Raw genomic sequence first — 14,141 nt, 5'->3', positions numbered from 1 at the left:
TACTGTACAGAGAGAAAAGGTGGAAAAATGCAGGAAATGGAACTTATTTGCTTTCAGCTGATCACTGCTGCCGGCGGAGCAAAATCAAACTATATCAAAGCAGTGCAAAAGGCAAAACAAGGAAACTATGAAGAAGCGGATCATCTGATCTTGGAAGGGGACGAAATGATGAAACAAGGCCATTTGCCTCATGCGGACTTAATTCAGAAAGAAGCGGCAGGAGAGGCAGTGTCTATGGGGCTTATTCTGACCCATGCAGAGGATCAGATGATGAGCGCTGAGATCTTTAAGGTCATGGCCGAAGAGATGATCGATCTTTACAGGAAACTGGAAAGCAAATAAAACGGGATTCTGCAATAGGAAATGAAAATACCGGTTATGGCGGGAGCATGTAATGCTTCCCGCCATAACCGGTAAAAAGCTTTTTGGGGATTATTAAGTTCTCCAACCGTGCCACAAAGGCCCTCGTCCTTTTCCCAGATTTAATCCGGCTTTTAATGCACCGGTTAGATAGGACTTTGCCATCCGGATGCTTTCTTCCAGCCCCATGCCTAAAGCCAGTCCGCAAGCAATGGCAGAAGACAGGGTACATCCGGTTCCATGGGTATTTGGATTGTCGATCCGTTCTCCTGGAAACCAGGTGACAGTTCCGTTGCAGCATAGAACATCATCGGCCCCCTGGGAATTATGGCCTCCTTTTAACAGGAACGATACCTGATAGATATGAAAGAGCTCCGCGGCGGCTTCTTCCATATCTTTTCTACTGTATATCTTGTGCCCTTTTGTAGATAAAAGTGCTTCTGCCTCCGGGATATTGGGGGTAACTAAAGTTGCTAAAGGAAACAGCTTGCTTGTTAAAGTCTTAACATCCTGTGGATTTAAAAGAGAATGTCCGCTGGTGGATACCATGACCGGGTCTACGACTACAGGAGAGCGGTTATATTTTTCCAGCTTTTCCGCAATGATTTCGATAGAACTGGAAGTCCCGGCCATGCCGATCTTTACTGCTTTTGGAGGAATGTCCGTAAATACGGCCTCCAGCTGGTTGGCAAGCATTTCCTGACTAACTGTTTCCGTCAGAAAAACCCCCGTAGTATTTTGAGCAACAAGGGCGGTGATAACGCTGGAGCCATAGACACCCAAAGCCGCAGCAGTCTTTAAATCCGCCTGTATTCCGGCGCCGCCGCTGGGATCGGTGCCTGCAATGGTGAGGAACGTAGGAAGAATCAGGCTCATGGGCTCACCACCTTTAAAAGCTGTTCTTTTAAGCGCTGGACGGCTGCGGTTATATCCTTTTGTCCGAAGATGCCGGAAACCACCGAAGCCCCGGCCACGCCTGTTCCTTTCAGGCTGGAAACATTTAAAACCGTAATTCCCCCGATGGCCGTTACAGGAATAGGAACGGAACGGCAGATCGCAGTCAGCTGCTCCAGGGTTAAGGGAACGGCATCTTTTTTTGTAGGGCTTGGGAAGATGGCTCCGGAGCCTATATAATCCGCCCCATCCATATATGCCTTTTTTGCCTGACTTACATTTTTAGCAGTAACGCCCAGAATGCGGTCCGGGCCGATTAGCCGGCGGACCTCCAAAGGAGATAAATCATCCTGTCCAACGTGTACGCCGTCTGCCCCGCACTTAAGGGCAATCTCCACATCATCGTTGATGATTAGCGGGATCCCATAATGCTTTGTAAGCTCACGGACAAGTAAGGCTTCTTCCAGGAAAGAACGTTTGTCCATAGACTTTTCTCGGAGCTGGAGTAGGGTCACTCCGGCACAAAGAGCTTCTTCAATCTGCTCTGTTAAGGTTTTTTCTCCTGTAAATGCCTGGTCTGTTACTGCATAGAGGAGAAGCATATCTCTATGAAACTTCAATATTTATTCCTCCTTTCAAGGTATCTTCATCCAAAAGGCTTACCTCATCGAGAAAGCAGCAGCGGAAGCTTCCGGTACCACTTAAGGTTTGTTCCGCTTTTTTTGCTGCCCGTTCCCCGCAGAGACCGGCAGCAGCCGTGGCAAGAGCGGCCGCCTCGAAAATGGCATGCTGGGATGGCGCGGGCCCTGTGGAGGCTATATAGGCGGCAATTATACCGTCCAGCATACAGCCGCTGCCCGTAATACGGGACATTTGGGGACAGCCATTTCTGATAAGCCAGGTTTCCTCCCCGTTTGAAGCGATATCAATGGCCCCTGTCATGACGGTCACAGACCCTGTTGCAGCACTTAGTGCCCTGGTTGCTACCGTAAGAGATTCCAGGGTATCCTCCCTGATCTCATCAGAAAAGGAAGCATCAACTCCCCGGGTGGGAGAAACAGAGTCGTTTCCGCTTCCTGCGTTCTTCCCGGTCAGTTCTTTTAACAGAATCCGAAGTTCCGATGCATTTCCCCTGATAACGGTAATCTTAACTTCTCTTAATAGGGAAAGAGCAGTTTCGGTCCGATATCGGGAAGCACCGATTCCCACCGGGTCAAAGATGACAGGGAGGCTACGCCGGTTTGCTTCCCGTCCGGCTTTTTCCATTGCCGCTTTTGTAGTCCCTCCCGGAGTCCCAATGTTCAAAAGAAGGCAGTCGGATAAGGCGGTTATTTCTGAAACCTCTTCCGGGTGGTCCGCCATAATGGGTGAGCCGCCGCAGGCTAATATGGTATTTGCCACGTCTCCGGCCGTAACATAATTGGTGATACAGTGGATGACGGGCCGTTTTTCCCTGACAAGTCCGGTCAGAGAATGGTTAATCTTTAGACTCATATCTGTTTCCCCCTATTCATTGATGAGCCGCTCAAAATAGGAAAAAAGACCAAGGCGGCGCAGCATTGCCAGTAAAATTGCAGCCAATAAGGTCCCTGCCAGAGTGCTCATAAGAAATGGAACTACAAAGAAGAAGACAGCTACCTCTTTTCCCATAAGGAAGATGGCTGCCGGATAGCAGAGCAGCCCTCCGATCAGCCCGGTTCCAACCACTTCTCCAAGATAAGCGGGCAAAAGCTTCCTGGTCTTTTGAAACAGATAGGCACCAAGAAACGCGCCGGCCATGCTTCCCGGAAAGGCAAGCAAGCTTCCGGTTCCCATGAGATTCCGTATGAAAGAAGTACAAAACGCCATGGAAACACCATAGACAGGCCCTAAGAATACCCCAGCCAGAACATTTGCCAGATGCTGCATCGGAAAGCATTTGGAAGCTCCAACCGGGATGGAAAAGCCGGAGAGCGCAACGGTTAGCGCTGTCAGCATTCCGCTGATCACCAGCTTTTTTACCCGTACTCTTGAATCGGCAGAAGAGTTGTTGCAAATTGTTGAAGATATTTGATCTTTCATGAAAGTTCCTCCTGTTTATGTAATTTTAACCTAACAAGTTGGGGCGCTGATTGCGTATTATTCATCAAAAATATCGACGATCTCTCCATCTAAAATCCGGTTCATATTCTTCATGGCGCAGAAATTGCCGCACATGGAGCAGGTGTCTTCTTTTTCCGGTTTTGACGCGGCCCGGTAGCGTCTGGCCTTTTCCGGGTCAATGGCAAGCTGGAACATGGTTTCCCAATCCAGCCGTTTCCTGGCATCGCTCATCTTATGATCCCATTCCTTAGCACCCTTAATGCCTTTTGCAATGTCAGCCGCATGAGCAGCAATCCGGGCTGCAATGATTCCTTCCTTCACATCTGATTCATCTGGCAGTCTCAAATGCTCCGCAGGAGTCACGTAGCAGAGAAACGCTGCTCCGGCAGCAGCTGCCACCGCTCCACCGATTGCTGCGGTAATATGGTCATATCCCGGTGCAATATCGGTGACAAGAGGTCCCAGAACATAAAAGGGTGCTCCTTTGCAGATCGTCTGCTGGATTTTCATATTGGCTGCAATCTGATCAAGGGGCATATGGCCGGGGCCTTCTATAATGATCTGTACATTCTTTTCCCAGGCCCTTCTTGTCAGCTCTCCAAGTGTCACCAGTTCCTCCACCTGGGAAATATCAGATGCATCCTCTATACAGCCCGGCCGGCAGGCATCTCCAAGGCTTAAGGTCACGTCATGTTTCTGACAGATTTCCAGTATGCGGTCATAATGCTCGTAAAAGGGATTCTCCTCTCCGGTCATTTCCATCCAGGCAAAGATAATAGACCCTCCTCTTGAAACAATGTTAGTCAGCCGCTTTGCTTCCTTGAATCTTCTGGCGGTCAGTTTGTTGATCCCAACGTGAATGGTCATGAAATCCACCCCGTCTTCCGCGTGCATTTCCACGATTTTTATCCATTCCCCGGCGGTGATTTCCCGAAGGGGTTTGTGATAATAAACCACAGCATCGTAAATAGGAACCGTACCAATCATAGCCGGACATTCTCCCGTCAGCTTCTTTCGGAATTTCCGGGTATCTCCAAAGGAACTTAAATCCATAATGGACTCTGCCCCCATGAGAACTGCGTCCTTTACTTTTTGAAGCTCCATGTCCAGATCATTCAAATCTCTTGATGTTCCAAGATTCACATTGATCTTTGTTCTCAGCATGGAGCCGATCCCGCTGGGTTTTAAGCAGCTGTGGTTCTTATTTGCCGGAATGGCGACTTTTCCTTCCGCTACCAGTTCCCGCAGCTTTTCTGGCTCCCATTGTTCGTGTTCAGCTACTGTCATCAGTTCCTTTGTCAGAATGCCTTTTCTTGCAGCATCCATTTGTGTGGTGTAATTCATGTTTGTTCCTCCTTTTTCTTGCGAAGGTAGGGATTGTAAGGGCTTTTCGGTAAAAAACAAGAAAAAGAGCCCATACCAACAGGTATAGGCTCGGAAATATGCAATCATCCCATATGAATCCCTACGTTGGCATTACCCAAATCAGGTTATAAAGGTCGAAGTTGATTACTTCCTCTCAGCCCGCCTACGAGCTCCCTCTTGTGGCACTAGTGTAGCATTCCCCCTCCGGCTTGTCAAGGGAAACATCCCTTACCAGCCCTCAGCCGGAAATGGAGGACTTCATTTCCCTTACGTAGTCGCAGACAGGCCCTACGCAGTCTTTTCCATATTTTGCGGCAATTTTTACAATGACGCTGCCCACAATGACGCCGTCCGCATGTTTGCTCATTTCCCTTGCCTGCTCCTTGGTGGAGATTCCAAAGCCGATGGCGCAGGGAATCTCTTTTACCTCCTTTACAAAGGAAATCATTTCGCCAATGTTGGTATTGATTTCCGATCTCACCCCGGTCACGCCCATGGAGGAAACGCAGTAGATAAATCCTTCCGATCCAGCTGCAATGGTCCGTATACGCTCCCTGGAAGTGGGGGCGATGAGGGAAATCAGTTCGACTCCGTATTTCTTGCAGTAGGGCAGCAATTCCTCCCTCTCTTCAAAAGGCATATCCGGCACGATCAGGGCATCAATGCCGCACTTAGCCGCATTTTTTAAAAACCGTTCGCTTCCATACACAAAAACCGGATTAATATAAGTCATAAAAGCCAGAGGAACATCGGTTTTTTGGCGTATCCGTTTTACGGATTTGAAAAGCTTATCCGTGGTAGTTCCTGACGCCAAAGCCCGCATATCGGCTTCCTGGATCACGATCCCCTCTGCGATTGGGTCAGAAAATGGGATTCCAAGCTCGATCAAATCCGCTCCGGCCTCGGCCATGGCAGGAACCAGCTCTTCGGTGGTGGCAAGGTCGGGATCTCCTGCCGTAATAAATGGGATGAATGCCTTTCCTCTGGAAAATACTTCGCTTATTCTACTCATAGATTTCAACCCCCTTGTAGCGGGCAATGGCTGCCACATCCTTGTCGCCCCGCCCTGATAGATTAATGACAATGACCTCATCGTTTCCCATGGAAGGAGCGATCTTTCTGGCATAGGCTACGGCATGGGCACTTTCTATTGCCGGAATGATCCCTTCCTGACGGGATAAGTATTCAAAGGCTTCCAAGGCCTCCTGATCCGTAATGGAGACGTAGCTGGCTCTTCCTGAGTCATGAAGGGCCGCATGCTCCGGCCCGATGCCAGGATAATCAAGTCCTGCGGAAATGGAGAAAACAGGGGCGATCTGGCCGTACTCATCCTGGCAGAAATAGGACTTCATGCCATGGAAGATTCCAAGAGAGCCGGTGGAAATCGTGGCCGCGTGCTTTCCTGTTTCAATGCCGTGCCCGGCGGCCTCGCAGCCCACCAGCTTTACGGAAGTCTCGTTTACAAATTCATGGAAGATTCCCATGGCATTGCTTCCGCCTCCCACACAGGCGATCACCATATCAGGAAGCTTACCCTCTGCTTCCATAAGCTGAGAGCGGACCTCTTTTCCGATGATGCTCTGAAAATCCCTGACAATGGTCGGAAAAGGGTGAGGGCCCATGACAGAGCCTAAGACATAATGGGTATCTGCCACCCGGTTGGTCCATTCTCTCATGGTCTCATTGACCGCATCCTTTAAGGTCTGGGTGCCGCTTGTGACAGCGTGAACCTTTGTGCCCAAAAGCTCCATGCGGAATACGTTTAAGGCCTGACGGTCCGTATCTTCTTTGCCCATGAAAACTTCACATTCCATTCCCATAAGAGCGGCGGCGGTAGCGGTAGCAACGCCATGCTGTCCGGCCCCTGTTTCAGCGATGACCCGGGTCTTTCCCATCTTCTTTGCAAGAAGGACCTGGCCCAGAGCATTGTTGATCTTATGGGAGCCGGTGTGGTTTAAATCCTCCCTCTTTAAATATATTTTCGCGCCACCTAAATCCTCTGTCATCCGCGCCGCATAGTAGAGCAGAGAGGGCCTTCCGGTATATTTTTTGTGGAGGTCAGAAAGCTCTGCTAAAAACTCCTGGTCATGGCTGTACTTTTCATAAGCTTCTTCCAGTTCATTCACTGCGTTCATCAGTGTTTCGGGGACAAATTGTCCGCCGTGCTGTCCAAATTTTCCTTTTGACATGGCTGTTCACTCCTTACTATTTGTATGATCTCTTTTATTTTTTGCGGGTCTTTTTTGCCCTCTGTTTCCACGGAACTGCTTAGATCCAGGCAAAAGGCCTTTGTTTTCATGGCCTGCCTGACGTTTGAGGAGTCTATGCCTCCTGCCAGGAACCAGGGCTTTTTTATGTCCGGTATCATGGACCAGTCAAAGGTTTTCCCGCTGCCGCCGTAAAGTCCTTTGGTATAAGTATCAAAAAGCAGGAAATCCGCAGGAAGGTTTTCAGCCTTCTTCATATCTACTGACTGCCGGACCCGTATGGCCTTCATGACAGGAAAGCCGGGGGCCAGGTAGCTTTTTAATTCCATCATATAATCCCGGTCCTCATCACCGTGAAGCTGGATCAGGTCAATGATTCCATTCCCGGTAAGGGACAGGATATCGTCTATGGGGTGGTTTACGAAAACGCCCACTGCAGGTATCTCCGGCAGCAGCAGCTCTCTAAGTTCCTGTGCCTTCGGCCCTGTAATCCGGCGCTTTCCAGGGGCGAATACAAAGCCTGCATAATCCGGCTTCCAGGTATTCACTGCCAGGATATCCTCCCTTCGGGTCAGTCCGCATATTTTGATCTTTTTTCCTTTGAAGTTCATTGCGCCGCCCTCTTAAAACCGCTTATGATTTTCTTTTTGTCAGGGGAACGCATCAGGCTTTCCCCGATCAAAACGGCATTTACCCCGGCTTCTGACAGGAATTTGATGTCTGTTTCTGTTTTGATTCCGCTTTCTGCCACGAAGAGCACATCAGGGGGGACCAGCCTCCTTAAGCGGAGGGAATTATTAAAATCCACCTCAAAGGTTTTTAAATTCCGGTTATTTACTCCGATGATCCTGGCTCCCGCTGAAAGGGCGGAGTGGATCTCCTCCTCGTCGTGGGCCTCGACCAGTGCGCTTAAGCCAAGGTCTTGGCATAGCCTTAGATTTTCTTTCAGGGCGTTTGTATCCAGAAGGGCACAGATGAGGAGAACCGCACAAGCGCCTATGGCCTTTGCCTCGTAAATCTGATAAGGGTCCACCGTAAAATCTTTTCTCAGAAGGGGAATTTGCACCTCATGGCTGATTTCTGTCAGGTAGTCGTTGCTCCCGAGAAAGTATTCCGGTTCCGTGAGAACGGATATGGCATCCGCCCCTGCAGTTTCGTAATCCCTTGCGATCTCCACATAGGGGAACTCGGGGGCTATGAGGCCCTTGGAAGGAGAGGCGCGTTTTATCTCACAGATAAATGAAATGCCTGGGGAGGAGAGACTTCGTTCAAAGGAAAGATTATTTCCCTTCGTTTTTTCCAAGGCTTCAAATGCCAGGTTTTCCATGGCCTTCATAGGGATTTTTTCTTTTGTTGCGGCCACCCGTTTTCTGGAGGCAGCAGCCAGTTTGTCAAGTATCATAAAACCACCTCATTGGTCTTTTTTATAAACTCCTCAAGCTTTATGGCGGCTTTTCCCGAATCAATGAGATGGGCCGCTTTTTTGATGCACTGGGAAATCGTGCAGTCATCGATTCCCAGGTACAGGCTTAAAGCAGAGTTTAGGATGACGATATCCCGCTTTGGCCCGCGGAGCTTTCCGTTTAAGATATCCCTGGTGATCTGGGCATTTTCTGCAGGTGTGCCGCCCACCAGCTCTGGAAGAATGCAGCGGTTTAAGGAAAACTGCTCCGGTGTGATCTCATAGGGCGTCAGTTCTCCGAAACGGATCTCGCATACGTGACTGGGACCGGTGACCGTGGCTTCATCAAGCCCGTCATCTCCGCAGACCACCAGTCCCCGCTTGACTCCCAGGTTGCTTAATACCTGGGCCAGGGGTTCTACCAGCTTCCGGTCATAGACCCCTAAAAGCTGCATGGTGGCTCCGGCCGGATTGGAGAGAGGGCCTAAGATATTAAAGATGGTCCGCACTCCAAGCTCTTTCCGCACAGGTCCGGCGTATTTCATAGAGGAATGGTATGCCTGGGCAAAGAGGAAACACATGCCCGTTTCCTTTAATAGGATCCCCGACTGCTCCGCTGTAAGATTTAAATTCACACCAAGGTGCTCCAACACATCGGCAGCCCCGCTTTTGCTGGAAACGCTGCGGTTGCCGTGCTTTGCCACCGGAACTCCTCCTGCGGCCACCACAAACGCGCTGGATGTGGAAATGTTAAAGGTCCCTGCCTCGTCGCCGCCGGTTCCAACGATATCAATGACCGGAAAGTCCGGTTCCAGCCTTAATGCCTTTTCCCGCATGACCGTGGCACAGGCAGTGATCTCGTCAATGGTCTCACCCTTCATCCGAAGACCTGTTAAAAATGCTGCCATCTGGGCTGGGGTGGTTTCCCCGCTCATGATCTCATTCATGACCTCTTTTGCTGCTTCAAAGCTTAAATCCTGCCCTGATATTACTTCATGGATTGCCTGCTGAATCATCTAATCTGCCTCCTTTATATGAATGGATAAAAAATTCTTAAGTATGGTCATTCCATCTGGGGTCAGGATGGATTCCGGATGGAACTGAAGCCCGTAAAGGGGATATTCCTTATGCTTTACTGCCATGATTTCCCCCATATCATCAGTCCCGATAACGGTCAGGCAATGAGGAAGAGAATCTTTTGCGGCGATGAGAGAGTGGTATCTTGCTGCCAGGATCTGTTTTGGAAGCCCGTGGAAGATGGGATCAGAAACATCGATGGCAAGAAGGCTCTGTTTTCCATGCATCAGCTTCCTTGCGTGGGTGATCTCTGCCCCGAATACTTCACAGATACCCTGGTGCCCCAGGCATACCCCAAGAATGGGGATCGTTCCTGAAAGCTTTTTCACCACGTCCTCGCATACTCCTGCGTCTTTTGGATAGCCGGGACCAGGGGAGAGGATGATGTGTCTTGGAGATAATTCCCTTATTTCTTCCGCGGTCATCTCATCATTCCGTATGACCCTGATATCCGGATTCAGGCCGCCGAACATCTGGACCAGGTTGTAGGTAAAGCTGTCGTAATTATCGATCAGTAGAATCATCAGTCATTTACCTCCCCTGCGGTTTCAATGGCCCGGATCACGGCCTTTGCCTTGTTTTCCGATTCTTCGTACTCCCGTTCCGGAACGCTGTCAGCCACGATGCCGCCGCCCGCCTGAACGTATACCTTTCCCTGACTCTTTACCGCCATGCGTATGGCGATGCAGGTGTCCATGTTTCCGGTGAAATTAATGTAGCCCAGAGCCCCTCCGTAAATACCCCTTGGCTCTGTTTCCAGTTCTTCGATGATCTCACAGGCCCGGATTTTCGGAGCTCCGGAAAGGGTGCCTGCCGGAAGGACCGCCTCAATGGCATGAAAGGCATCCCGGTCAGGAGTAATGTCCGCTTCCACCTGGGAACAGATGTGCATGATTTTGGAATAACGGTGGATCATTTGATAGCCTGTTACCTCCACCGTGGAAAATACCGCGATTTTACCAAGATCATTTCTTCCCAAGTCCACCAGCATGTTGTGCTCTGCCAGCTCCTTTTCGTCTTCCAGAAGCTCTTTGGAAAGCCGATGGTCTTCATCCTCGTTCCTACCCCTGGGTCTGGAGCCGGCTACCGGAAAGGTGGTGAGCCGTCCATTCTTTAAGCGGACCAGGGTTTCAGGGGAAGTACTTATGATTTCTGTATCCTCCATGTGAAGATATACCATGTAGGGGGATGGATTGGTGGTTCTTAAAACCCGGTAGGCATTGAGAAGACTGTCCTGGTAATCACTTGTAAACTGTCTGGAAAGCACTGCCTGGAATATGTCCCCGTCCACGATATAATCCTTTGCCCGCTCTACCATGGAACAGTATTCCTCTTTGGTCACGTTGCAGCTGAAATTTGGCCTGCCGGTGACCGCGGATTTTTTTAGCGGGATATTTTCTCCGATTATGGCTGCAATGCTTTCCAGTTTTGTGCAGGCCTTCCCGTAATTTTCCATGATCCGGTCGGTTTTCATGTTGACCACAAGGCTGATTTTCTGCTTCAAATGGTCGTAGGCTATGACCGTATCAAAAAGCATTAAGTCAAAGTCATTGCAAGTTCCCTTTTTGATGGATAGGACCGGTTCCGCATAGCCGATCATGCTGTATGCAAAATACCCTACAAATCCTCCGGTAAAGGGGGGAAGCCCGGGAAGCTTTGGGGAACGGTAATCCTTTAAGATATTTCGCAGCACATCATAGGGCTCCCTGGTCCGGATCACCTGGTCGGCCTCCGGCTGGCTGTAATGATGTACCCTTACCACATGATCCTTTAAAGTGACTTTAAGAACCGGGTCATAGCCAAGGAAGGAGTAGCGTCCCCATTTTTCGCCTCCCTCAATGCTTTCAAGCAGATAATACCGGTTACTTTTGGCTGCGATCTTTCGCAGCAGGGTAATTGGTGTGACAATGTCTGCAAAGATTTCCCTGCAGACCGGGATAACAGGATAGGAAGCGGCAAGCGCTTCGATTTCCTTACAGTCCGGCGTGATGTTCATGGTTTATTACGCTCCTTTCCTAGTTAGTACTCATGTCTTTTGCAGTCAGTAAACACCCTATAGCAACCGGAGAGGAACATAAAAAAGGCCTCCGTCCCTCCTCCATACTGCTATGGATAAGAGGGACGAAAGCCTGAAAATTACGGTTCCGTGGTACCACCCTGATTGGAGAAGATAGACTTCTCCCGCTTTATAACACACTAACATGTGTCTCCCCTTGATAACGGATAGGAAACCCGTCGACACCTACTCCCGATCATAAACCGGTTTCAAGCCGCCCTCGCAGGTCCATTCAGACCAGACATCAACGCTTCCTCCCACCAACCGGAAGCTCTCTGTGCATGATGTTAAGATCTTACTTACTCCTGCTCAACAGTTTATCACTTTGATTTGTTACAGTATATGAGATTAAAAATAAAATGTCAATAGGGAAAATAATTTTTTTATAAGGATAAATATCAGTCATGATAAACCGGTCCATTCATTTTAGCATGCTCAAGTGGTGCATGGATTTCGCATGGAGATATTAGCTTCATTTACAAATCCAGCTGCATGAAAACTGCCGTTGTAGCAGGATTATCGTTGTATCGTACAATTTTATAAAATCCATACCGGTAATACATCTGAATGGCGCGATCCATAAAAGGGAAAGTGTCTAAACGCATATGCTTATATCCAATTTGCCTGGCATCTGCAATCACTTGCTCAATCAGAGCGTTTCCTATATGTTTTCCCCGATATCCAGGTCTGACATATAATCGTTTCATTTCACAAAAGCGAACATCCAGCTGCCTTAAAGCTACACATCCAACAGTATCACTGTTTAAATAGGCAAGATAGAGACGGCCATTGGGCAAACCATACTTTTCACACAATTCTTTCACTTCATCGTCATAGTGCTGGGAATTAAGGCATTTTGCTACTTCGGTATCTTTCGTAATAATCGTATCCGTATATTCAGTGAACAAATGGATAACTTCCTGAGGCCGGTCATATGCCAGTTCAATTCTTACTTCCACCTGTTTTCTCCTTATAAATTTTGGTTTATCACTTTGTTGGGTATGTGATTTAGCTGTGTTTCCCGCTTTCCTGTTAATGGGAAAATTATACCATACCTCCGGGCTGATTTCTATATCACTTTGAAAACTGTATCATGCTATTTTACAAAATACAAAGATATGAGGGCTACTATTAAGCTGTCTTTGTGTTTAACCTCATCGGGCAGTGGAGTGGATTGCGGATATCCGATTGATGTAATAAAAATTAAAAGAATATAAAAAGTATATTGACAATATTTAACAGACAATGTAATATTTAGAACATAAACGAACATTAATAATGAACATAAACGAACAAAAGTCGGTTTCGGCACCAATGAGTTCCCATGCCGGAACTGGTGCTGAGAAGGGAGAGGAACTATGCCTCAATGTATTGTGGTAGCAGATGATCTGACAGGAGCGAATGCCACAGGGGTTCTGCTTAAGAAGATGAATTACAGGACCTACACCGTAATGAATTCGGAACGGTTGAATCTGTCCCTGTTCGATCAGTGCGATTGTATCATGTATCCAACAGACAGCAGAGCAGCAAGCAGCGAGACGGCTTATAACCGGGTATTTAACGTGACCAACCTTTTGAAGAATAAAGAGGTCAAAGTTTATGCAAAGCGCATTGACAGCACTCTCAGAGGAAATGTCGGGAGGGAGACGGATGCTTTTTTAGATGCTCTGGGACCGGACTATACTGCCATCTGTGCCCCATGCTTTCCGGCTTCGGGAAGAATCGTGATCGGAGGGTACATGATGGTAAAGGGGCTTCCCCTTCACAAAACGGAGGCTGCCCTGGACCCTAAGACTCCTGTATTCACATCGGATGTGAAGGAAGTTTTTGAAAGCCAAAGCAGATATAAAGTAGGAAGCATCCAGATGAACGGTATGATGGAAGGAAAGCATGCACTGGCGGAACGGATCAGGGGGCTTGCAAAGGCTGGGTGCAGGATCATCGTTATGGACTGTGTGACCCAGGAGGATTTAGACCTGATCGCTGATGCGGCCATTACAAGCGGGATCAAATTTGCTGCAGTGGATCCAGGCGTGTTTACCTCCACCGTTGCAAGAAAGCGGATTGTCCCGCCGGACAGGGGGAGAGAGAACAAGATATTGGCCGTAGTGGGGAGCGTAAATCCTGTGACTAGAAAACAGATGGAAGAGCTTTGGCTGACCCAGCGGACTGCCCATAACATTTTTGTTTCCGCTGCCAGGTTCCTGGAAAGTAAAGAAAGCCGGGAGGAGGAAATCAAACGGACAGTAAAGGAGGTTTTAGCTGCCAGTGAGTCTTATGAAATCCTTACTGTTACAGGGGATGGGATCTACCCGGAAAACAGGGTGGATTTTAAGCGGTACGAACCCGGCTATCCAGGGGGAGTGGATGAGATGACCAGGCTGATCTGCGATTCCTTTGCGGAAATTACCTGTCGGGTATTTACATATAACAGCAGCTTTCAAGGGATCTACAGCAGCGGCGGAGATATTACGGTGGCCATCTGCCGGAAGTTTAATACCGCCGGCTTATGCCTCCTTGATGAGGTTCTCCCCCTTGCTGCCTACGGGAAGTTTTTAAAGGGGGATTTCGAAGGGGTGTCCATCATAACAAAGGGAGGGATGGTCGGAGAGCCGGATGCTGCCAACCGGTGCATCACATATTTAAAAGAGAAACTATTTTTGTAAACTATAAATAACCATATGCAAACTAAGAACTG

At 48.7% G+C, this 14,141-nt stretch carries 15 protein-coding genes, 1 riboswitch and 1 other annotated feature; of the genes, 2 read left to right on the top strand and 13 right to left on the bottom strand.

All coding sequences use genetic code 11. From position 1 onward, the window contains the following. Window positions 1–27: 27 nt before the first annotated feature. Entirely contained in the window at window positions 28–342 is a 315-nt protein-coding gene (locus tag BMX69_RS16095; RefSeq protein ID WP_025229881.1) for a PTS sugar transporter subunit IIA, read from the top strand. A gap of 93 nt (window positions 343–435) precedes the next feature. Here BMX69_RS16095 and thiD read toward each other — a convergent pair whose 3' ends face one another. The 13 genes from thiD to BMX69_RS16030 form a co-directional block, all read right to left on the bottom strand. Next, entirely contained in the window at window positions 436–1,236 is an 801-nt protein-coding gene (gene thiD / locus BMX69_RS16090; RefSeq protein ID WP_100042908.1) for a bifunctional hydroxymethylpyrimidine kinase/phosphomethylpyrimidine kinase, read from the bottom strand. Continuing rightward, window positions 1,233–1,874 carry a thiamine phosphate synthase gene (gene thiE, locus BMX69_RS16085; protein WP_100042907.1) on the bottom strand — a complete coding sequence of 214 codons (642 nt, stop codon included), beginning with the start codon at window positions 1,872–1,874 and terminating at the stop codon, window positions 1,233–1,235. Before thiE ends, thiD begins: the two co-directional genes overlap by 4 nt. Then, entirely contained in the window at window positions 1,861–2,748 is an 888-nt protein-coding gene (gene thiM / locus BMX69_RS16080) for a hydroxyethylthiazole kinase (protein ID WP_100042906.1), read from the bottom strand. Before thiM ends, thiE begins: the two co-directional genes overlap by 14 nt. A 12-nt stretch (window positions 2,749–2,760) precedes the next feature. After that, window positions 2,761–3,315, bottom strand: a complete 555-nt coding sequence (thiW, locus tag BMX69_RS16075; protein WP_100042905.1) for an energy coupling factor transporter S component ThiW — start codon at window positions 3,313–3,315, stop codon at window positions 2,761–2,763. Window positions 3,316–3,372: 57 nt separating this feature from the next. Next, a complete protein-coding gene (gene thiC / locus BMX69_RS16070; RefSeq protein ID WP_054790072.1) occupies window positions 3,373–4,680 on the bottom strand; it encodes a phosphomethylpyrimidine synthase ThiC in 1,308 nt (435 codons plus the stop codon). 101 nt (window positions 4,681–4,781) lie between these two features. Beyond that, window positions 4,782–4,888: riboswitch (TPP riboswitch) on the bottom strand. Window positions 4,889–4,939: 51 nt separating this feature from the next. Further along, window positions 4,940–5,713, bottom strand: a complete 774-nt coding sequence (gene trpA, locus BMX69_RS16065) for a tryptophan synthase subunit alpha (RefSeq protein ID WP_100042904.1) — start codon at window positions 5,711–5,713, stop codon at window positions 4,940–4,942. Beyond that, complete coding sequence (gene trpB / locus BMX69_RS16060) at window positions 5,706–6,890, bottom strand: tryptophan synthase subunit beta (RefSeq protein ID WP_100042903.1); 1,185 nt, start codon at window positions 6,888–6,890, stop codon at window positions 5,706–5,708. Before trpB ends, trpA begins: the two co-directional genes overlap by 8 nt. Next, entirely contained in the window at window positions 6,836–7,519 is a 684-nt protein-coding gene (locus tag BMX69_RS16055; RefSeq protein ID WP_100042902.1) for a phosphoribosylanthranilate isomerase, read from the bottom strand. The genes trpB and BMX69_RS16055 overlap by 55 nt, the downstream gene beginning before the upstream one ends. After that, the gene (gene trpC, locus BMX69_RS16050; RefSeq protein WP_054790073.1) at window positions 7,516–8,310 is read right to left on the bottom strand and encodes an indole-3-glycerol phosphate synthase TrpC; all 795 of its coding nucleotides are present in this window, start codon (window positions 8,308–8,310) and stop codon (window positions 7,516–7,518) included. Before trpC ends, BMX69_RS16055 begins: the two co-directional genes overlap by 4 nt. After that, window positions 8,307–9,326, bottom strand: a complete 1,020-nt coding sequence (trpD, locus tag BMX69_RS16045) for an anthranilate phosphoribosyltransferase (RefSeq protein WP_054790074.1) — start codon at window positions 9,324–9,326, stop codon at window positions 8,307–8,309. The genes trpC and trpD overlap by 4 nt, the downstream gene beginning before the upstream one ends. Then, window positions 9,327–9,911, bottom strand: coding sequence for an anthranilate synthase component II (locus BMX69_RS16040; RefSeq protein WP_100042901.1), 585 nt, complete (start codon window positions 9,909–9,911; stop codon window positions 9,327–9,329). Next, window positions 9,911–11,383 (bottom strand): anthranilate synthase component I family protein, encoded by a 1,473-nt coding sequence (locus tag BMX69_RS16035; protein WP_100042900.1) that lies wholly within the window; start codon window positions 11,381–11,383, stop codon window positions 9,911–9,913. The genes BMX69_RS16040 and BMX69_RS16035 overlap by 1 nt, the downstream gene beginning before the upstream one ends. 118 nt (window positions 11,384–11,501) lie before the next feature. After that, window positions 11,502–11,765: a binding site (T-box leader), on the bottom strand. Between the two features lie 154 nt (window positions 11,766–11,919). Then, on the bottom strand, window positions 11,920–12,402 hold the full coding sequence (locus BMX69_RS16030; protein WP_054790076.1) for a GNAT family N-acetyltransferase: 483 nt from the start codon (window positions 12,400–12,402) through the stop codon (window positions 11,920–11,922). Between the two features lie 399 nt (window positions 12,403–12,801). Between BMX69_RS16030 and BMX69_RS16025 the strand changes: the two genes are divergently transcribed. After that, window positions 12,802–14,109, top strand: coding sequence for a four-carbon acid sugar kinase family protein (locus BMX69_RS16025; protein WP_054790077.1), 1,308 nt, complete (start codon window positions 12,802–12,804; stop codon window positions 14,107–14,109). Window positions 14,110–14,141 lie beyond the last annotated feature (32 nt).

This window comes from Lacrimispora sphenoides JCM 1415 (assembly GCF_900105615.1).
GTDB classification, from domain to species: Bacteria; Bacillota; Clostridia; order Lachnospirales; family Lachnospiraceae; genus Lacrimispora; species Lacrimispora sphenoides.
Note: the sequence above shows the minus strand (reverse complement) of the source record. Positions and strands in the feature narration are given on the sequence as shown.